The following is a 20572-nucleotide window of genomic DNA, read 5'->3' on the forward strand; positions in this document are numbered from 1 at the left end:
AAATGCACCAAGGCATCATGAAAGCCTGGCTCGAATCGTCTCACTTAAGCGGGGCTAATTCGACCTATGTAGAAGAGATGTATGAAGCCTATCAAGAGGACCCTCAGTCAGTTTCAGACGACTGGCGAGCGGTGTTTGATAACCTCCCATATGCCAACGGTGCAACAGCAGATGTACCCGAAGCTGCCCACTCTAAAGTACGTGAATATTTCCGTAGTTTGGCCCTAGACGGTCGCCACAAGAGCGCTGCTCGCGTGACCGACCCTGAAGTCGATGCCAAACAGGTTAAAGTTCTTCAGTTGATCAACGCCTACCGTTTCCGTGGCCACCAGAATGCGAATCTGGATCCCCTCGGGCTGTGGAAGCGCGATAACGTCTCTGAATTGGACCCTGCCTTCCACGGCTTAACCGGCGAAGATATGGATCGTGAATTCAATACTGGTTCATTTGCTCACGGTGGCGACACCATGAAGCTGGGTGATCTGGTTAAAGCGCTGAAAGCCACCTATTGTAGTGCTATCGGCGCCGAATACATGCACATCACAGATACCGATGAGAAGCGTTGGATTCAACAACGCTTGGAGCCATCATTAGGTAGAGCTAACTACGACAAGAGCATCAAGACACGTATCCTCGAGGGCCTGAACGCCGCCGAAGGTATGGAGAAGTATCTCGGCGCCAAGTTCCCCGGCGCAAAACGTTTCTCACTGGAAGGTGGTGACGCGCTAGTCCCTATGATGCGCGAAATCATCTATCGCGGCGGCGAAGCGGGTACCAAAGAGATGGTCGTGGGCATGGCCCACCGTGGTCGTCTTAACCTGTTGATCAACGTCCTAGGTAAGAAGCCATCAGAGCTGTTCGACGAGTTCGCCGGTAAGCACAGCGATGAGCTCAACGGTTCGGGCGACGTTAAGTACCACCAAGGTTTCTCATCAGATTTCGAAACTCCCGGCGGCAACGTGCACCTGGCACTGGCGTTTAACCCATCGCATCTTGAGATCGTTAACCCTGTGGTTATGGGTTCGGTAAGAGCGCGTCTGGACCGCCGCGGCTGTGATACTGGTTTGCAGGTGATGCCAATCACTATCCATGGTGACAGCGCGATTGCCGGTCAGGGTATTGTTCAAGAGACATTCAACATGTCTCAGACCCGCGCCTTCAAGGTGGGCGGCAGTATCCGCATCGTGGTCAATAACCAGGTGGGCTTTACCACTAACCTGACCGAAGATACCCGTTCTACCGAATACTGTACCGATATCGCTAAGATGGTACAGGCACCTATCTTCCACGTGAACGCAGACGACCCAGAATCGGTCGCCTTCGTTGCTCAGCTGGCGGTCGACTATCGTAATGAGTTTAAGCGCGACGTAGTGATCGATCTGGTTTGTTACCGTCGTCACGGCCACAACGAGGCCGATGAGCCGAGTGCAACCCAGCCGCTGATGTATGCCAAGATCAAGAAACACCCAACGCCACGTAAGATCTATGCCGACCGTCTGATCGAAGAGAAGACCCTAGGCGCAGATGATGTGACCGCGATGATCAACGACTACCGCGACGCACTGGATAAGGGCGATTGCGTAGTTAAAGAGTGGCGTCCAATGACGCTGCATACGGTTGACTGGACACCTTATCTCAACCGCGAGTGGGACGAGGCTTATCCTGCCGAGTTGCCGCTAGATCGTGTGAAGGCCTTGGCTGAGAAGATCAGTTATGTGCCAGAGAGCCATAAGCTACAGTCTCGTGTTGCTAAGATCTACAAAGACCGCGTGGCCATGGCTGCCGGCGACAAGCTGCTGGACTGGGGCTTTGCCGAGACATTGGCTTACGCCTCTATTCTGGATGACAACAAGCGCGTGCGTATCACGGGCCAAGACTCTGGTCGTGGTACCTTCTTCCACCGTCACGCCGTGTTGCACAACCAGAATGATGCGACGGCCTATCTGCCGCTGCGTCACCTGTCTGACATGCAGGGCCCTATCGATATCTCAGACTCTGTATTGTCTGAAGCCTCGGTACTGGCGTTCGAATATGGTTATGCCACGGCCGAGCCGGGTGGCCTGACCATTTGGGAAGCTCAGTTCGGTGACTTCGCTAACTGTGCCCAGGTGGTGATCGACCAGTTCCTCTCATCAGGCGAGCAGAAGTGGGGCCGTCTGTGCGGCTTGACCATGCTGTTGCCTCATGGCTACGAAGGTCAGGGACCAGAGCACTCGAGTGCGCGTCTGGAACGTTTCCTGCAGTTGTGTGCTAATCACAACATGCAGGTGTGTGTTCCATCGACACCGGCGCAGGTTTACCACATGCTACGTCGTCAGGTGGTGCGTCCTATGCGTCGTCCTCTGGTGGTGATGTCACCTAAGTCACTGCTGCGTCATCCGCTGGCGGTGTCTAGCCTGGAAGAACTCGCCGAGGGCAGCTTCCAGAATGTGATTGGTGAGATCGATGAGCTCGATAGCAGCAAGGTGGATCGCGTGGTCTTCTGTAGCGGTAAGGTTTACTTCGAACTGCTTGAGAAGCGTCGTAAAGAGAAGCTGGAGAATGTTGCCCTGGTTCGTGTCGAACAACTGTACCCGTTCCCTCACGAAGAGATGGCAAAAATTCTCGCCCAGTATCAGCACGTTAAAGATTTCGTTTGGTGTCAGGAAGAGCCTCAGAACCAGGGCGCTTGGTATTGCAGCCAGCACCACTTCTGGGCAGCCATTCCTGCCGGCGCTCAATTAACCTATGCGGGTCGTGAAGCCTCGGCCGCGCCAGCATGTGGTTATCCGGCCCTGCACGCCCAGCAGCAAGAATCTTTAATCAATAGCGCATTAAAACTGTAGTAATAGATAATTTAAAAAGGATAGCTTTCCATGAGTATCGAAATTAAGGTACCCGTACTGCCAGAATCCGTTGCTGATGCAACCATCGCCACATGGCATGTTAAAGCTGGCGAGCAAGTGTCTCGTGATCAAAACCTGGTCGATATCGAAACCGACAAGGTTGTTCTTGAAGTGGTTGCGCCTGAAGATGGTTCAATCGTTGAGTTTCTGGCGGAAGAAGGCGACACAGTGTTGGCCGAAGCCGTTATCGCTAAGTTTGTAGCGGGTGCGGTTGCCGGCCAGGAAGTCTCTAAAGAGCAAGCCGAAGCGGCAGCGCCACAAGCCGAGGCGGCTAGCGAAGAGAGCAACGATGCGCTGAGCCCATCTGTACGTCGTCTGATTGCCGAACACAACTTAGATGCTGCTAAGATCAAGGGCACAGGTGTTGGCGGTCGTATCACTAAAGAAGATGTGGAAGCCTTTATCAAGTCCGCTCCTGCGGCTAAGCCAGCTGCAGCACCTGCGGTTGTTGCACCACTGGGTGAGCGCAGCCAGAAGCGTGTACCTATGACACGTCTGCGTAAGACTATCGCTAATCGTCTGCTGGAAGCGAAGAACTCAACCGCTATGTTGACTACCTTCAACGAAGTGAACATGAAGCCTATCATGGACATTCGTAAGCAGTATCAAGAGCTGTTCGAGAAGAAGCACGGCATCCGTCTCGGTTTCATGTCTTTCTACGTGAAGGCCGTTACCGAAGCGCTGAAGCGTTACCCAGAAGTGAACGCCTCTATCGACGGTGATGATATCGTTTACCACAACTACTTCGACGTGAGCATCGCGGTTTCTACGCCACGTGGCCTGGTAACGCCAGTACTGCGCGACACAGACACCATGAGCCTGGCTGACATCGAGCGTAACGTGCGTGAACTGGCTATCAAGGGCCGTGACGGTAAGCTGACTGTTGACGACATGACAGGTGGTAACTTCACCGTGACTAACGGCGGCGTATTTGGCTCGCTAATGTCTACCCCAATCCTTAACCTGCCACAAAGCGCTATCTTGGGCATGCATGCCATCAAAGATCGTCCAATGGCGGTTAATGGTCAGGTAGAAATTCTACCTATGATGTACCTAGCACTCTCTTATGACCACCGTATCATCGATGGTCGTGAGTCTGTTGGCTTCCTGGTTGCCATTAAGGACTTCCTGGAAGACCCAACTCGTCTACTATTAGACCTGTAAGACGATGTTGTTTCGATGCCTGTCGGCGACGGTAGGCATCACCCCTCGCTACCGGCTCCACTGAGCCGGTTGGATTAGATTAGAAGTATACGGATAGATCATCATGAATTTGCATGAGTATCAGGCAAAAGCCCTATTTGCCGAATATGGTTTACCAGTGTCAGAAGGTTATGCTTGCGATACCCCTCAAGAGGCGGTAGAAGCGGCTGGCCATATTGGCGGAGATATGTGGGTTGTTAAGTGTCAAGTACACGCAGGCGGCCGTGGTAAAGCAGGTGGCGTAAAAGTTACCGGTGATAAAGAAGAGATCAGAGCATTTGCCGAGCATTGGTTAGGTAAGAACCTGGTGACTTATCAGACTGACGAAAATGGTCAGCCAGTTGCTAAGATCCTAGTCGAAAGCTGCACTGATATCGCAAACGAGCTATACCTAGGTGCCGTTGTTGACCGTGCGACCCGTCGCGTTGTCTTCATGGCGTCTACCGAAGGTGGCGTTGAGATTGAAACAGTAGCCGAAGAGACCCCTGAGCTGATCCACAAGGCGATTATCGATCCTTTGACAGGTCCTCAGCCATACCAGGCACGTGATCTTGGCTTCAAGTTGGGTCTAAACCCAACTCAGATGAAGCAGTTCACTAAAGTCTTCATGGGTCTGGCGACTATGTTTACCGACCATGACTTTGCACTGCTTGAGATCAACCCTCTGGTTATCACTACCGAAGGTAACATCCACTGTCTAGACGGTAAGATTGGTATCGATGGCAACGCACTGTTCCGTCAACCAAAGATCCGTGACATGCACGATCCATCACAGGATGACGCCCGTGAAGCACACGCGGCTAAGTTCGAGCTGAACTATGTTGCCCTAGACGGTAACGTAGGTTGCATGGTAAACGGTGCCGGCCTAGCAATGGGTACTATGGACATCGTTAACCTGCATGGCGGCAAGCCAGCTAACTTCCTCGACGTTGGTGGCGGCGCGACTAAAGAGCGTGTTGCTGAAGCATTCAAGATCATCTTGTCTGACGCAAACGTTAAAGCCGTGCTAGTAAACATCTTTGGCGGTATCGTACGTTGCGACATGATCGCCGAAGGTATCATCGGCGCCGTTAAAGAAGTGGGTGTTGAAGTGCCAGTGGTTGTTCGTCTTGAAGGTACTAACGCTGACCTAGGTCGCGAAGTATTGGCTAACTCTGGCCTTGACATTATTGCAGCCGAGTCGCTAACTGACGCTGCTGTTAAAGTTGTTGCTGCTGCGGAGGGCAAATAATGTCTGTATTAATTAACAAAGATACCAAGGTTATCTGTCAGGGTTTCACCGGCGGTCAAGGTACTTTCCACTCTGAGCAAGCGATCGCTTACGGCACGCAAATGGTTGGCGGTGTTTCGCCAGGCAAGGGCGGTCAGGTTCACCTGGGTCTGCCAGTGTTCAACACTGTGAAAGACGCTGTGGCTGAAACCGGTGCAACTGCTACCGTTATCTATGTACCAGCGCCTTTCTGTAAAGACGCTATCCTAGAAGCTATCGACGGTGGTATCGAGCTAATCGTTTGTATTACTGAAGGTATTCCTACTCTGGACATGCTGGAAGTTAAGGTTAAGCTGGAAGAGACTGGCGTTCGCATGATAGGTCCTAACTGCCCAGGTGTTATCACTCCGGGTGAATGTAAGATCGGTATCATGCCAGGTCACATCCACAAGCCAGGTAAGGTGGGCATCGTGTCTCGCTCTGGTACCCTGACCTATGAAGCGGTTAAGCAAACCACAGATGAAGGTTTCGGCCAATCAACTTGTGTTGGTATCGGTGGTGACCCAATCCCAGGCACTAACTTCATTGACGTATTGGAAATGTTCCAAAACGATCCGCTGACCGAAGCTATCATTATGATCGGCGAGATCGGTGGTACTGCTGAAGAAGAAGCGGCTGAATATATCAAGGCTAACGTGACTAAGCCTGTTGTTTCTTACATTGCCGGTGTAACTGCACCTGCTGGTAAGCGTATGGGCCATGCTGGCGCGATCATCGCCGGCGGTAAAGGTACGGCTGAAGACAAGTTTGCTGCACTAGAAGCGGCAGGCGTGACTACCGTACGTTCACTTGCCGACATCGGCAGTGCACTGCGTGCTAAGACTGGCTGGTAATCCACCGAGTCTGTAAGCATAAAAAAAGGCGCCTAAGGGCGCCTTTTTTTATGGTCGTTAGCGTCTAATTAGGCTTGCTCTTTATGGCTACGGCGAGAGAGGCCAAACTCGGCTGGCGTCAGGATATAGGTATCCTCGCAGTAGAAGTTTTCGGCGGAGCACTGCTGCCACCATGAGGCCCAGGAGGTGCCATGCAACTTCTCCTCTAGGATGGCGTTGTGGGTCAGGGGAGCCACCAGGCTGCCGGTGGATATCAGCAGGCCATAGGGTGAGCGGCGCTTGATCATCCTAGGCTTTAACTTGTTAGGATTATCCAGTCCCATGCTGCCTACCAGTTCATAGAAGGCTTTTAAGGTGTTGTGATGGAAGTGCTTCACCCGTTCACTCTTCTTCTCGACATTCAGCGCCTTGGAACGAGCCGGATCTTGGGTGGCGATGCCCGTAGGACACATGTTGGTGTTGCAGTTTCTCGATTGAATACAGCCTAGTGACATCATCATGGTGCGGGCGGCGTTAACCAGATCGGCGCCCATGGCGATCTTGGTCAGCAGATCGAAGCTTGAGGCCGTCTTGCCCGAGGCGATCAGGGTGATCTTGTGCCTCAGGCCCACACCCACCAAGGCATTGTTGGCAAAGTAGACCCCTTCGAGACACATCATACCTAGGCGGTTGGTGAACTCTACTGGCGCTGCGCCCGTGCCGCCCTCGGCGCCATCTATGGTGATGAAATCTGGTGTGATACCTGTCTTTAGCATGGCCTTACAGATGGCAAGAAACTCCGCCGGATTACCGATACAAAGTTTAAATCCCACCGGCTTGCCGCCACTGAGCTCCCGCAGGTGTTTGACGAAGTTGAGCAGTGCTATCGGCGTGGTGCACTCAGGATTGACCGCGGGGGAGACACAGTCTTTATCCAGGGGTATATGACGAATGAGGGCGATCTCCTGAGTGATCTTGGCCTTGGGTAGCACGCCGCCGTGCCCCGGCTTAGCTCCTTGGCTGAGCTTGATCTCTATCATCTTGATCTGGGGTCTTTTGGCCATCTTCTCGAAGCTGTCGGGGTTAAAGTTACCCTCATCGTCGCGGCAACCAAACAGGCCAGAACCTATCTGCACACCAGATCGCCGCCATGCTTGAGATGATAGGGGCTCACGCCGCCTTCCCCCGTGTTGTGATAGCAACCCGCCTTCTTGGCGCCTAGGTTTAGGGCCTCGATGGCATTGGCACTTAGGGAGCCAAAGCTCATGGCCGAGATATTCAGATAGGAGGCGTCATAGGGCTGGATGCAGTCGGGGCCACCGATGCGCACCCGCTTGGCTTGCTCGTCGATATGCTTAGGTGAAAGTGAATGCCACAGGCTCAGGTAGTTCTCCTCTAACAGGTCTCGCTGTGTGCCGAAGGCTATGGTATCGCGCACATTTTTGGCCCTCTGATAGACCAGGGAGCGCTGCTCGCGGTTAAAGGGGGCTTCCTCGGTGTCGCTGGCGATGAAGTATTGCTGTATCTCTATGCGGTACGACTCGAGAAAATAGCGTAAGTAGGCAACCACGGGATAGAGGCGGTTAAGGGTGTGCGAGCTAAAGCGCAGATCGTAGGCGCCTACTAAGGTATAGATTAACGTGAAGGCGAGAAAGAGTAGGGCACCTGTGCTGGCGTCTTGTCGATAAAAGTAGAGCCCGATGCCGTTGCCTAAGGTGGCGATAAGCCAAAAGACCTTTTGCATGATTGTCATAACGCATTCCTGTATTGCAGACACTTATCATTATCTGTCTATTGAACGTCATTGCGACGGCTTTGGCAATCGGGCCACCCGAGGCGATTGGATAAATTTTGCTTATTTTAGGGGAAGTTAGTGTAAAGCTGAGTCGACAAAAGCTTAGATTAATACTTTCTAATCTACTCTGTAATGAGTATATTGGTGGGCTGGATGGGGGAAAAGAAAGGAATGAAAGATGTTCATCGCAGAAACAGAGAGGCTGATTTTACGCCGTTTTGAGGAGAGAGATGTGGAGAGCCTCTTCCTGCTTAATAGCATTCCCGAGGTGCTCACCTATATTCCCGGTGCACCCATGACCTGTCGTTCCCAGGCGCAGGCGATTTTTGAGAATGTATTGCTAAAGAATTACAGCGAGCGTGGCTATGGTCGCTGGGCGGTGGAGCACAAGACGGACAACAAGGTGATAGGTTTCTGCGGCCCCACCTACATCAAGGAGTTTGACGAGGTCGAGCTGGGCTATCGTTATCTGCCCGAGTATTGGGGCAAGGGGATTGGCAGTGAAGCAGGTGAGGCGGCCTTGTCACGGTTTAAAGATCACGGCATAGATGAGGCGATCGCACTGATACTGCTCGGTAACAAGGGCTCCGAAGGGGTAGCGCGTAAGCTGGGCATGGCTGAGCGTGAGCGCAGCAAGTTCATGGGTCACAAGGTGAACGTGTTTCACAAGGTGCTGTGATGCAGTTTGATTACGGCGTTAACCTTCGCCAGACATAAACCTTAGAAACAAAAAAACCAGCATCATGCTGGTTTTTCTTTACTGTGACTTAGCACCGAATCATTCGTCGCCGTGATCGCACTCGTCGTTGGTGCAGACACCGTAGAGGTATAGGCTGTGATTAGTCAGCTTGATGTTGTGTTTCATGGCGATCTCGTCCTGACGTCTCTCGATCACTTCGTCAGAGAACTCGATGACCTTGCCGCACGAGAGGCACACCAGATGGTCATGATGGTGAGATGAGGACAGTTCAAATACGGCCTTGCCGCTTTCAAAGTGATGACGGGTGACGATGCCCGCGTCGTCGAACTGGTTTAACACACGGTAAACCGTGGCCAGTCCAATCTCTTCGCCAATATCGAGCAACTTCTTATATAGTTCTTCTGCACTGATATGCTGGTTTTCGGGCTCCTGCATCAGCTCGAGGATCTTGACTCGTGGTAAGGTGACCTTTAATCCCGCTTTCTTTAGCGCTTGATTTCCATCTGTCATCATTAATCTCTGGATTGAAGAACCATTAGCAATGCCAATAGTGGTTCAGTAGTTGATGTTGAGAACCATTATAGGGTTTGAATTTGAAAACTTAAACCTTTGATCTTGCATATTGTTCGCATCGGCATAAATTTGTTCTAAATTGGCCCTACCTGTGGGATTTAGGCTGAATTTAACGCGTACTTTTTGTAATGTTATTGAGACTAATGCCTAATAGCCTGTCGGTGGTATATCTGGCAGGATGCACTCTGGTCAACCTGTATCCTGCGGGCGATAGCCGCTCGCGTAAGCATAAAAATAAGGAAGAGGGATGTATCGGCAGATCGTAGTATTAACTGGGGCAGGGATCTCGGCAGAATCTGGTTTGAGAACCTTTAGGGATCAAGATGGACTCTGGGAAGAACACAAGATTGAGGATGTGGCGACGCCGGAAGGCTATGCCCGCGATCCCGAAATGGTAGAGCGTTTCTACAACGAGCGTTGGCAGCAGCTTCACGACGGCAAGATAGAGCCCAATGCCGCCCACAAGGCTTTGGCAAAACTTGAGCAGGAGTTCGACGGTCAGCTGTTGGTGGTGACGCAAAATATCGACGATCTACATGAACGTGCCGGCTCCCGTCGCCTGCTGCATATGCATGGCGAGCTCACTAAGGGACGCTGCCCGCGCTCCCAGCAGACCTTTCTGTTGACCGATCACTTCGGGGTCAACCATACCTGTACCTGTTGTATTCCGGCCCAGCGCCTGCGCCCCCACGTGGTCTGGTTCGGCGAGATGCCCATAGGCTTAGATCGAATTCAGCATGCGCTGGATACCTGTGACCTCTTCATCGCAATTGGTACCTCGGGCACCGTCTACCCTGCGGCGGGCTTCGTCGACACCGCCAACCATCATGGCGCCCAGACGGTGGAGGTGAACCTGATGCCGGCGGATCGTCACAGCCAGTTCCAGTATCACCTGCAAGGCAAGGCCAGCGAGATAGTGCCGCAGCTGGTAGATCAGATCCTCGCCAAAGAGGTGATTAGCGATCGACCAGGAGTCGCCAAGGCTTGATTAATGACACTGAGTGCGAGGAAGCTCGAGAAGCGAATCGCGACAGCAAGGCAAGGCTGGCGATCATCATGCGTGGCCTGCCGGGTAGCGGTAAGAGCCATTGGGTCAACGCCTTCATTGCCAGCCATAGTGATGGCGAGGCGATTCGCCGCCGCGGCTACTTCTCTACCGACGATCGTTTTGTCATTGCGGGCGAGTATCGCTTCGATGCCAGCAAATTGTCTGAGTATCACCAGCATAATCTCACAGGGTTTATCCAGGCCTTGTCGCGCAGAGAGCCTGTGGTGATCTGCGATAATACCAACATGGCCCTCTGGGAGTTTATGGCCTACGAGGCCGCCGCCAAGGCGATGGGTTATCAGGTTCGCATAGTGCTTATTGGCGAGCCGCAGGATGAGGCGCATCAGGCGCTGTGCGCCGAGCGTAACCAGCATGGTCTGGAGCTCAAGCAGATCCAGGCCATAGCCCGTCAATTTCAGCAGCTGTGATGGCTGTTGTCTCTATTTTTATCATGTTGAGGGAGCAAGATGTTTGCCGTAATTTTTCGGGCCAAGGTGGCCAAGTTAGATGCCAGGTATGCCGAGATGGCCGCCCAGATGCGTCAATTGGCGATAGATAAGTACCATTGCCTGGATTTTGTTGCCGTCACCGAAGGCGAGCGTGAGATCGCCATCTCCTATTGGCGTAGCGAGGCCGACATTCAGGCCTGGAAACAAGACGGTGAACATAGGATCGCCCAGCAACTTGGCCGCGAGGCTTGGTATGAAAGCTATAAGGTCGAGGTGGTAGAAATCAAGCGTCAGTATCAAGGTTAACACTTAGGTTGATATCAAGGCGCAACAAAGGCCTTAACCAAGAATAAGCAGAACATTTGCCTGGGAAGGCAAGCCCCATAAGGAGACCAAGTAGTGACAATGGTGCTGATTAGCGATCTTAACAGCGCGGCAAGCCAGGCGGCGATAGCCTCTGTGCTTAGCCAAGATGCTAACCTGGGTTATTTGGCCTCGGGCCATGAGCCAGACCAAGCCTACTACCGTGGGACTCAGGTGCAATATGCCCGCTTAGGCATGGGGCTTGACCATTACTTAGATCTCGAGCTGGGATATACCCAGGCGGGGCTAGATAGATTACTCAATTGCCAGGCGATTCACCTCGCCGGTGGCGATACCTTTCAATTTCTGGCGCAGGTGCAGACACGCGGCCTGATAGCAGAGTTTACCGATTATCTCAATCGCGGCGGGATCTTTATCGGCCTCAGCGCCGGTGCCATGGTGATGACGCCAAGCATCGCCTGCGCGCCCCTGTGTGGCGATGAGAATCACCTGGGGCTGAGTGACTTAAATGGCCTGGGTTTGCTCCCCTATCAGTTTTTGCCCCACTGCGATCTCAGCGATGGTGGGGTGGCGCTCAGCGTCAATGCCGCCTGTTTAATGGAGGCATCCTCTCTGGCCGAGTATCCACTCATTCTCTGTAGCGATGAGGATGCCGTCATCGCCACTAAGGCAGGGCTGCGTGGATTCGGTCAGCCGCTGCTGTTCGATGGTGTGGGCCTGATGGCTTTGGCTTGAGCGCACTAGAAAAAAGCCCTTAGCAATAAGTCATTTGCCCAACAGCCGCTATTGCAGCTCCCAACGCTCCCAGGTGTTGAGCCGATACTGCTCGGCCAGTGCCAGGGCCTTCTGTTGATGGTGCTGGGTCTTTGTCTCTTCCCCTAGAGATTGATAATAGAGGCTCATCTCCCTGTGCCAGTAAGGGGAGGCTTCGCCCTCTTTAGCGACGCTATCGAGTAGGGCCTTGGCTCGCGCGCCGTCGCCCTTGATGTTAAACCCCTTGGCCAGCTGCACGGTCACTATGGTGAGCGAGTCGGGAAACTCCTTCTTTACCGCCGCTAAAATCTCATCGAGCTTATCGAGTTGTTTGGACCAGAACAGATACTTGCCAAACTGATAGGCTTGCAGCCACTCTATATGAAAGCCGGCCCAGTTAGCCTTGCGATTGGCAAAATAGTCCAGCACGGCGCGGTAGTCGCCAAGGGCCAGCATCTCGCCGCCATCCAGGCCGTAGTCGGGTGATAAAAATAGCAGACCGTCATTGAGTGCGGGCAGGGCGGTGGTGAAGTGGTTTTCGCTCGGGTACTGCTTAAACTGCCAGTGGATCTGCTGCTTGTCATAGCCTTCGAGTGCGCTCACCAGTTCATCGACTCCCATCTCCTGCTCATTGGCCAGGGTTAAGAATAGCGGCGCCTGGATAGGCGCTTTCTGCAACCGCTGTTTGAGTAACTCGATATAGTGCATCTTGTCATACCAAACGCTGGGGCTCATGGCCAGATAGGCATCGAAGGGGCTCCCGGTTTGGGTCATGGCGTAGAGGGTGAATAGCCCGCCAAGCGAGTAGCCGGCCAGCGCCCTGTGGGAATTAGTGCGGTACTGGCCATCTATACTGGGCAGCAGCTCCTTGATCAGGTAGCGATAAAAGGTGTCAGCGCCACCAAAGGCCTCGCCCTCGTCACTTTTCCAGGTGGTGGTATAGAGATAATCGCTCTGGCCCTGATTGGCTATGCCCACCACTATCATGGGGGCTATCTTACCCATGCGGGCCAGATGCAGCGCTAGGGCCGATACATGCTGAAACTGGAAGTCGGCGTCCACCACATAGAGTACAGGGTAGCGCCGCGTGTTGCCGTGGTAACCTTCGGGCAGGGAGACCATGTAGCGCCTTTGCGTCTTAAACTCGTTCGAGTCATGGCTAAACTCATATCCCGCAATGATGGCATTGGCACCGTGACTCGCACTGGTATGAGTTTGACGACTGTTGCCTGGCGCTTCGGCCCAAGCTTGGCTAATGAGCAATAGCAGGAAGGCGCAAAGGCCTCTGCCAAAGGTGGGTATTGTCTTGCTGTTCATCGTGCATTTCATCCATGTGTCATTAAAGATAACCAGCAATATATTTTTCACCTTAATTTGGCGAGTGAATAGTCGGTTATTTCTCGGTGAAAACTGGGTGAAATGCATGAGATGTCATTCAGGTTGTTGTTATTTAAAGGATTTCTATCTTGGTGTTTAGTCTGCGATGAGTGATGGCTTCTGTGGTCTGTTATCATTTCGCAGCATCTTCTCCCAGGTCTGTAAATGCAGCCTGACAAGACATTAGACTAAAGTTAATGAAATTCGACCAGTTAATGCTTGCTTTACGTTCGCGTAAACGTCACAGTGATATTATTTGAACATGATCACGCTTCCCAAGGGAAGACGTGTGATGTGAGCGCATAAGTACCTTGAATGGAGCGGAAGATGAGTACAGAGCAAACTAACCAAGAAATCGTGATTGTCGCGGCGAAGCGCACCCCTATGGGCGGATTCCAGGGATCCCTTTCCAGCGTGCCGTCCCCTAAGCTCGCCGCCACGGCGATCAAGGGACTCATGGACGCTACGGGCCTTAAGGGCGGCGATGTCAACGAAGTCTTGATGGGCTGCGTATTACCGGCTGGCCTGGGTCAGGCGCCAGCGCGTCAGGCGACCCTTGGTGCGGATCTTCCCCTGTCTGTGGGCGCGACCACAGTCAACAAGGTGTGTGGTTCTGGCATGAAGACTGTCATGATGGCTCATGACCTGATCAAGGCCGGTAGCGCCGACGTTGTGATCGCCGGTGGCATGGAGAGCATGAGTCAGGCGCCTTATCTGCTGGATAAGGCCAGAGGCGGCATGCGCATGGGTCATGGCAAGGTGCTGGATCATATGTTCCTCGATGGCCTGGAAGATGCCTACACGGGCGGTGCCATGGGCACCTTTGCCCAGAAGACAGCCGATGATTTCGATATCACCCGTGAGGCGATGGATAACTTCGCCCTGAACTCACTGCAGAAAGCCAATGCCGCCATCGAATCTGGCGCCTTTAAGCAAGAGATAGTGTCGGTTACCGTGGCGAGCCGTAAAGGCGATCTCATTGTCGATACCGACGAGCAGCCAGGTAACGCCAGACCCGAGAAGATCCCAAGCCTGCGTCCGGCCTTCGCCGCCGATGGCACCATCACGGCCGCCAATTCTAGCTCTATCTCAGATGGCGCCGCGGTACTGATGCTGATGAGCGCCGATGAGGCGAGCAAGCGCGGCCTAGAGGTACTGGCCACCATCAAGGGGCATACCACCCATTCGCAAGAGCCTTCTATGTTCACCACGGCGCCAGTTGGCGCCATGAACCAGCTGCTGGATAAGGTGAACTGGTCGAAAGCCGATGTGGATCTGTTTGAGATCAACGAAGCCTTCGCCATGGTTACCATGCTTGCCATCTCTGAACTTGGCCTGGATGAGGCTAAGGTCAACGTCAATGGCGGCGCCTGCGCCCTGGGTCATCCTATCGGCTGCTCGGGTGCCCGCGTGCTGGTCACCCTGATCCACGCCCTGAAGGCTAAGGGTCTTAAGCGTGGTGTGGCATCACTTTGTATCGGTGGTGGTGAAGCCACGGCCATGGCTATCGAAGTGTAACTCCCTTATTTAGGCTCGCGGAAGCGAGCCTATGCATTCACCCATGATTATGTGAGTTTTTTGCTGTCACTTACATAGCAGATCATCAGGCAGCGGCAGACGCCCAGCCCTGTTAGACGTATTTAGGAAAGCGATATGACAACTCAAGTAAAACATTACATCGACGGTCAGTTTATCTTAGGTAGCGGCCAGCAACAGATCTCTGTCACCAATCCAGCGAACAACGAGGTGATCGCCACCATCAACGCCGCCACGGTAGAGGAAGTTGAAACCGCGATCGCCAGCGCCAAGCAAGCTTTCAAAACCTGGAAAGAGGTGCCTGTGTCTGAGCGCGCGCGCGTCATGTTCCGCTATCAGCATCTGCTCAAGTTGCATCACGATGAGATTGCCACCATCCTGGCCCAGGAAACCGGCAAGACCTTCGAAGATGCCAAGGGCGACGTATGGCGTGGTATCGAGGTGGCTGAGCATGCCTGTAATATCGCCAGCCTGATCATGGGTGAAACCGTTGAAAACGTGGCTCGCAGCATAGATACCTATAGCTACACTCAGCCACTGGGTGTGTGCGCCGGTATTACGCCGTTTAACTTCCCGGCGATGATCCCACTGTGGATGTTCCCACTGGCCATTGCCTGCGGTAACACCTTCGTGCTTAAGCCATCTGAGCAAGATCCTATGACGCCACAGCGTCTGGTTGAGCTGTTCGAAGAAGCCGGCGCACCTAAGGGCGTGCTGCAGTTGGTACACGGCGACAAGACGGCGGTAGACGTGCTGCTGAGCCATCAGGATATCAAGGCGATCTCTTTCGTCGGCTCTGTGGGTGTGGGTCAGTACATCTATAAGACAGGTACAGACAACCTCAAGCGCGTTCAGGCCTTTGCCGGTGCCAAGAACCACTGCGTCATCATGCCTGATGCCAACAAGCAGCAGGTGATCAATAACCTGGTAGGCGCCTCTGTGGGCGCGGCCGGTCAGCGCTGTATGGCCCTGTCGGTAGCGGTATTTGTCGGTGAAGCCAAGAAGTGGATCCCTGAGCTGCGCGATGCCATCGCCAAGGTCAGACCCGGCGTGTGGGATGATAAAGATGCGGCCTATGGCCCAGTTATCAGCCCGGCCGCCAAGGAACGTGTACTTAAGCTGATCGCCCAGGGTAAGGAAGAGGGCGCCGAGTGTCTGCTGGATGGTAGCGACTTTACCGTCGAAGGCTATGAAACAGGCAACTGGGTTGGCCCAACCATGTTTACCAATGTGACCACAGACATGAGCATCTACAAGGAAGAGATCTTCGGCCCTGTGCTCTGCTGCATGGAAGCCGAGACACTTGAGGAGGCTATCGAGGTCGTCAATGCCAGCCCATACGGTAACGGTACCTCTATCTTTACCGCCTGCGGCGCCGCGGCCCGCAAGTATCAACACAACATCGAAGTGGGTCAGGTGGGGATCAATGTACCTATCCCTGTGCCTCTGCCATTCTTCTCGTTCACCGGTTGGAAGGGCAGCTTCTACGGCGATCAACACGCCTACGGTAAGCAGGCGGTGCGCTTCTACACAGAAACCAAGACGATCACCGCTCGTTGGTTCGAGACAGATATCGTCGAGGCGGAGCACCATGCGCCCAACATGACCATTGCCCTGAAATAAGGGATAGCAAGAGACCTTGCAAGGTAAAAGCGATAAGGCCGGGGCCGAATCGCTTTTATCATTACTAGCCCTCAACAAGTTAAGCGCCGCCATAAATAAGCCGGGTACTGGAACCCAATAAATAGGCCCAAGGCAAATACAAAGGCGCGAAAGGAGAGATCAGATGGATTTTAATCTGAATGAAGACCAACGTCAGTTCGCCGAACTGGCTACCCAATTCGCCCAGGAAGAGCTGGCACCCTTTGCCGCCAAGTGGGATGAAGAACACCATTTCCCTAAAGACGTGATTCAAAAAGCCGGTGAGCTGGGCTTCTGCTCACTCTACTCGCCCGAGTCGGAAGGTGGCATGGGCCTGTCACGTCTGGATTCATCCATTATATTCGAGCAGCTCGCCATGGGCTGTACCGCCACCACCGCCATGCTGACCATTCACAACATGGCCACCTGGATGGTGACCAGCTTCGGCTCTCAGACACTACGCGATGAGTGGTCTGAGGCGCTGACCACAGGTAATAAGCTGGCCTCTTACTGCCTGACCGAGGCGGGTGCGGGTAGCGACGCGGCCTCACTCAAGACCAAGGCGGTGCGCGAAGGCGACGAGTATGTCATCTCAGGCGCCAAGATGTTTATCTCCGGCGCGGGGTCAACCGAGTTGTTGGTCGTGATGTGCCGCACCGGCGAAGCAGGCCCTAAGGGGATCTCGGCCATCGCCATCCCGGCCGACGCGGCGGGGATCAGCTATGGTAAGGCGGAAGATAAGATGGGCTGGAACGCCCAGCCGACCCGCGAGATCACCTTCGACAAGGTGCGCGTACCTGTGACTAACCTACTGGGTGAAGAGGGCCAGGGCTTTACCTTCGCCATGAAGGGCCTAGACGGCGGCCGCATCAACATCGCTACCTGCTCTGTGGGTACTGCCCAGGCGGCGCTGGAGCGCGCCCAGCAGTATATGAATGAGCGTCAGCAGTTTGGTAAGCCGATCGCCGCCTTCCAGGCGCTGCAATTCAAGCTGGCCGACATGGCTACCGAGCTGGTTGCCGCCCGTCAGATGGTGCGTCTGGCCGCCTTCAAACTCGACTCAGGTGACCCAGAGGCGACCGCCTACTGCGCCATGGCGAAACGTTTTGCCACAGACGTGGGCTTTAACGTGTGTGACAGCGCGCTGCAGCTACACGGTGGCTATGGCTATATCCGCGAATACCCGCTTGAGCGTCACTTCCGCGACGTGCGCGTCCACCAGATCCTAGAGGGCACCAACGAGATCATGCGTCTCATCATTGCCCGCCGTCTACTCGACGAAAATGCCAGCCAAATCTTATAGTCAGGGAGAAGAGAGATGACAGCGATAGTTGAACAGATCATCGGCCATACCGCCGTACTGACCATGAACAACCCACCGGCCAACACCTGGACGGCAGACAGCCTGGCGCTGCTGAAGCAGAAGGTGACCGAGCTGAACGCGAACAAGGAGATCTATGCCCTGGTGCTGACCGGTGAAGGCGAGAAGTTTTTCAGCGCCGGCGCCGATCTCAAGTTATTTGCCGACGGCGACAAGGGCAACGCCGCCACCATGGCGAAACATTTCGGCGAGGCCTTCGAGGCCCTGAGCGGTTTCCGCGGCGTCTCTATTGCCGCCATCAACGGTTATGCCATGGGCGGCGGTCTAGAGGTTGCCTTGGCCTGTGATATTCGCATCAGTGAGGCCCAGGCCGTGATGGCGCTTCCAGAAGCGACCGTCGGCCTGCTGCCTTGCGCCGGCGGTACCCAGAACCTTACGGCCCTGGTGGGCGAAGGCTGGGCTAAGCGCATGATCTTGTGCGGCGAGCGCGTAGACGCCGACAAGGCGCTGAGTATTGGCCTCATCGAAGAGGTGGTCGACAAGGGAGCTGCCCTTGATGCCGCCATGGCGCTGGCCGAGAAGGTGGCTAACCAGAGCCCAAGCAGCGTGACCGTGTGTAAGCAGCTGATCCAATCGGGCCGCGCCATGCCGCGCACTCAGGCGCTGCCCCTTGAACGTGAGCTGTTCGTTGGCCTGTTTGATACCGAAGATCAGGCAGAAGGAGTTAACGCCTTCCTGGAGAAGCGCAAAGCAAACTGGAAGAACCGCTAATGACAGAGCAGACTAATTGTGTGGTCTTTCAGACCTTAGGCACCCTATCGGGTAAGCTGGTGGGTGTGGCTACCCTCAACATGGAGAAGGCTCTTAACGCCCTCAACATGGAGATGGTACGCGCGCTAACGACGCAACTTACCGCCTGGGCTGACGATGACGCCATCGCCATGGTGGTACTTGACGGCGCGGGCGAGAAGGCCTTCTGCGCCGGCGGTGACGTACGAGCCCTCTATCAGGCGGCACGAGAGCTGCCGGGCGAGATCCCTGAGGTGACCCAGGACTTCTTTACCCGAGAATATTTCCTCGATCATCTGCTGCACACCTTTGACAAGCCTGTATTGGTGTGGGGTGATGGCATCGTCATGGGCGGCGGCCTCGGCCTTATGGCTGGCGCCAGCCACCGCGTGGTGACAGAGCGGTCACGCATTGCCATGCCCGAGGTGACCATTGGCCTCTATCCCGACGTGGGGGGCAGCTACTTCCTCAACCGTATGCCAGGCCATGTGGGCCGTTTCCTGGGAATGACCGCCTATAATATGGATGGCGCCGACGCCTTCTATGTGGGTCTGGGTAATCACTACCTGAATTCAACGGACAAACAGCCGCTGTTCGACGCGCTTTCAAGCATCGACTGGGAAAGCGATGTCTGCGCCAACCATGGCAAGTTAAATGCGCTGCTTGAGGCGATGTCGAGCCGCTGCGCTCAGCCGATGGGTGAGAGTGTCCTCGAGCAGCATCAAGGGCAGATCGACGCCCTGATGCAGGGAGAGCTGGTTGATATCATGACCAGAGTTAAGGCGGTAGAAGACGCCGAACCTTGGCTGGCACGTGCCCTGAGCACCATGCAGGCAGGCAGCCCACTGAGTCTGCACCTTGTCTATCAGCAGTCGCTACTGGGTACTGAGCTGAGCCTGAGTCAGGTATTTCAGCTGGAGCTGGGGCTGAGCTGTAATTGCTGCGCAATCGGTGATTTTGCCGAAGGGGTTAGAGCGCTGCTTATCGACAAAGACCGTCAGCCCCAGTGGCTATACGATAGCGTTGAGGCCGTTCCACAAGAGATGGTTAAGTCACTGATGACCTCGCCATGGGAGCCGCAAAACGATCCTCTGCGCACCTTAGGCCAATAATTTTCATATCAGTCACAGTGACTAGATGATCAGATATCGACTGTGATTGGTATTTAGGGCTCGCCCGAAGAAAAGGAGCAAAACATGAATACAGTTGCATTTATCGGATTAGGTAACATGGGTGGCCCGATGGCGGTCAACCTGGTGAAGGCTGGCTATACGGTCAAGGCCTTCGATCTCTCTCAGGCGGCCCTGAGCCATGTGGTTGAGCAAGGTGCCATGCAGGCGCCGAGTGCCTGCGCGGCAGCGGCAGCAGCCGATGTTGTGATCACCATGCTGCCAGCGGGCAAGCATGTGCGCAGTCTCTATCTGGGAGACGAGCAGAATAAAGGCATCATAGATGTGGTGGCCGACGGCACCCTGCTAATCGATTGTTCTACCATAGATGCCGAGAGTGCGCGCTTTGTCGCCGAACAGGCAAAGGCCAAGGGACTCGAGTTTATCGACGCGCCGGTATCGGGCGGCACAGCGGGTGCGGCGGCCGGCACCCTGACCTTTATCTGCGGCGGCAGCGATGCCGCCTTCGAGCAGGCTCAGGGCGTGCTTAACGTGATGGGCGCCAACATCTTCCACGCAGGTGGCCCGGGTGCCGGTCAGGTGGCGAAGATCTGTAACAATATGCTCTTGTCTGTGCTCATGGTTGGTACCAGCGAGTCAATCCAGATGGGGATAGACCATGGACTGGACCCTAAGGTGCTTTCTGAGATCATGAAGGTCAGTAGTGGTGGTAATTGGACGCTAGATAAATATAATCCTTGTCCAGATGTGATGGAAAACGTGCCATCATCAAATGGTTACCAAGGTGGATTCATGGTTGATCTCATGGTGAAAGACTTAGGTCTGTCCCAGGAGGCGGCCCTGCTCTCAAATTCGAGCACCCCGATGGGGGCCTTGGCCCGTAGCCTGTACGTGAATCATGCCCGTCAGGGAAATGGTAAGCGTGATTTCTCCAGTATTTTTGAGCAGTTTAATAAAAAAGGGTAA

At 54.2% G+C, this 20572-nt stretch carries 17 protein-coding genes and 1 pseudogene; 15 read left to right on the plus strand and 3 right to left on the minus strand.

The features are described 5' to 3' along the window. The first annotated feature begins 2 nt into the window (after positions 1 to 2). From sucA to sucD, 4 genes are all read left to right on the plus strand, one after another. Positions 3 to 2825, plus strand: a complete 2823-nt coding sequence (sucA, locus tag GNT65_RS07975; RefSeq protein ID WP_160795048.1) for a 2-oxoglutarate dehydrogenase E1 component — start codon at positions 3 to 5, stop codon at positions 2823 to 2825. Between the two features lie 30 nt (positions 2826 to 2855). After that, positions 2856 to 4049 (plus strand): 2-oxoglutarate dehydrogenase complex dihydrolipoyllysine-residue succinyltransferase, encoded by a 1194-nt coding sequence (gene odhB / locus GNT65_RS07980; protein WP_160795050.1) that lies wholly within the window; start codon positions 2856 to 2858, stop codon positions 4047 to 4049. A 103-nt stretch (positions 4050 to 4152) separates the two neighbouring features. Next, positions 4153 to 5319 carry an ADP-forming succinate--CoA ligase subunit beta gene (gene sucC / locus GNT65_RS07985; RefSeq protein WP_160795052.1) on the plus strand — a complete coding sequence of 389 codons (1167 nt, stop codon included), beginning with the start codon at positions 4153 to 4155 and terminating at the stop codon, positions 5317 to 5319. Beyond that, positions 5319 to 6191 carry a succinate--CoA ligase subunit alpha gene (sucD, locus tag GNT65_RS07990; RefSeq protein ID WP_160795054.1) on the plus strand — a complete coding sequence of 291 codons (873 nt, stop codon included), beginning with the start codon at positions 5319 to 5321 and terminating at the stop codon, positions 6189 to 6191. The genes sucC and sucD overlap by 1 nt, the downstream gene beginning before the upstream one ends. A gap of 68 nt (positions 6192 to 6259) precedes the next feature. Here the strand turns inward: sucD and GNT65_RS07995 are convergent. Then, positions 6260 to 7923 (minus strand): annotated as a pseudogene (locus GNT65_RS07995) (FMN-binding glutamate synthase family protein). 220 nt (positions 7924 to 8143) lie between these two features. Here GNT65_RS07995 and GNT65_RS08000 point away from each other — a divergent pair. Beyond that, positions 8144 to 8644 carry a GNAT family N-acetyltransferase gene (locus GNT65_RS08000; RefSeq protein WP_160795056.1) on the plus strand — a complete coding sequence of 167 codons (501 nt, stop codon included), beginning with the start codon at positions 8144 to 8146 and terminating at the stop codon, positions 8642 to 8644. A 99-nt stretch (positions 8645 to 8743) separates the two neighbouring features. Here the strand turns inward: GNT65_RS08000 and fur are convergent, their stop codons facing one another. Next, the gene (gene fur, locus GNT65_RS08005) at positions 8744 to 9175 is read right to left on the minus strand and encodes a ferric iron uptake transcriptional regulator (protein ID WP_160795058.1); all 432 of its coding nucleotides are present in this window, start codon (positions 9173 to 9175) and stop codon (positions 8744 to 8746) included. Positions 9176 to 9485: 310 nt separating this feature from the next. Between fur and cobB the strand changes: the two genes are divergently transcribed. The 4 genes from cobB to GNT65_RS08025 all read left to right on the plus strand — a co-directional run bounded on the left by cobB (position 9486) and on the right by GNT65_RS08025 (position 11794). Next, entirely contained in the window at positions 9486 to 10226 is a 741-nt protein-coding gene (gene cobB / locus GNT65_RS08010) for a Sir2 family NAD+-dependent deacetylase (protein ID WP_160795060.1), read from the plus strand. Between the two features lie 68 nt (positions 10227 to 10294). Then, entirely contained in the window at positions 10295 to 10714 is a 420-nt protein-coding gene (locus GNT65_RS08015) for an AAA family ATPase (RefSeq protein WP_160795123.1), read from the plus strand. A 39-nt stretch (positions 10715 to 10753) separates the two neighbouring features. Next, positions 10754 to 11041 carry an antibiotic biosynthesis monooxygenase family protein gene (locus GNT65_RS08020; protein ID WP_160795062.1) on the plus strand — a complete coding sequence of 96 codons (288 nt, stop codon included), beginning with the start codon at positions 10754 to 10756 and terminating at the stop codon, positions 11039 to 11041. A gap of 99 nt (positions 11042 to 11140) precedes the next feature. Next, positions 11141 to 11794, plus strand: coding sequence for a Type 1 glutamine amidotransferase-like domain-containing protein (locus GNT65_RS08025; protein ID WP_244952130.1), 654 nt, complete (start codon positions 11141 to 11143; stop codon positions 11792 to 11794). A 48-nt stretch (positions 11795 to 11842) separates the two neighbouring features. On the opposite strand, the gene GNT65_RS08030 is transcribed toward GNT65_RS08025, so the two are convergent. Next, on the minus strand, positions 11843 to 13129 hold the full coding sequence (locus GNT65_RS08030; RefSeq protein WP_244952125.1) for an alpha/beta hydrolase: 1287 nt from the start codon (positions 13127 to 13129) through the stop codon (positions 11843 to 11845). Between the two features lie 387 nt (positions 13130 to 13516). Here GNT65_RS08030 and GNT65_RS08035 point away from each other — a divergent pair, with 387 nt between their 5' ends. The 6 genes from GNT65_RS08035 to mmsB all read left to right on the plus strand — a co-directional run bounded on the left by GNT65_RS08035 (position 13517) and on the right by mmsB (position 20572). Continuing rightward, positions 13517 to 14707, plus strand: a complete 1191-nt coding sequence (locus GNT65_RS08035; RefSeq protein ID WP_160795068.1) for a thiolase family protein — start codon at positions 13517 to 13519, stop codon at positions 14705 to 14707. Positions 14708 to 14842: 135 nt separating this feature from the next. Next, complete coding sequence (locus GNT65_RS08040; RefSeq protein ID WP_160795070.1) at positions 14843 to 16348, plus strand: CoA-acylating methylmalonate-semialdehyde dehydrogenase; 1506 nt, start codon at positions 14843 to 14845, stop codon at positions 16346 to 16348. Between the two features lie 163 nt (positions 16349 to 16511). Further along, positions 16512 to 17669, plus strand: a complete 1158-nt coding sequence (locus tag GNT65_RS08045; protein WP_160795072.1) for an acyl-CoA dehydrogenase family protein — start codon at positions 16512 to 16514, stop codon at positions 17667 to 17669. 15 nt (positions 17670 to 17684) lie between these two features. Then, positions 17685 to 18458 (plus strand): enoyl-CoA hydratase, encoded by a 774-nt coding sequence (locus tag GNT65_RS08050; RefSeq protein WP_160795074.1) that lies wholly within the window; start codon positions 17685 to 17687, stop codon positions 18456 to 18458. Next, positions 18458 to 19588 (plus strand): enoyl-CoA hydratase/isomerase family protein, encoded by a 1131-nt coding sequence (locus tag GNT65_RS08055; protein ID WP_160795076.1) that lies wholly within the window; start codon positions 18458 to 18460, stop codon positions 19586 to 19588. The genes GNT65_RS08050 and GNT65_RS08055 overlap by 1 nt, the downstream gene beginning before the upstream one ends. An 84-nt stretch (positions 19589 to 19672) precedes the next feature. After that, positions 19673 to 20572 carry a 3-hydroxyisobutyrate dehydrogenase gene (gene mmsB, locus GNT65_RS08060; protein WP_160795078.1) on the plus strand — a complete coding sequence of 300 codons (900 nt, stop codon included), beginning with the start codon at positions 19673 to 19675 and terminating at the stop codon, positions 20570 to 20572.

The sequence above is a fragment of the Shewanella insulae genome, from assembly GCF_009831655.1.
Classification (GTDB): Bacteria; Pseudomonadota; Gammaproteobacteria; order Enterobacterales; family Shewanellaceae; genus Shewanella; species Shewanella insulae.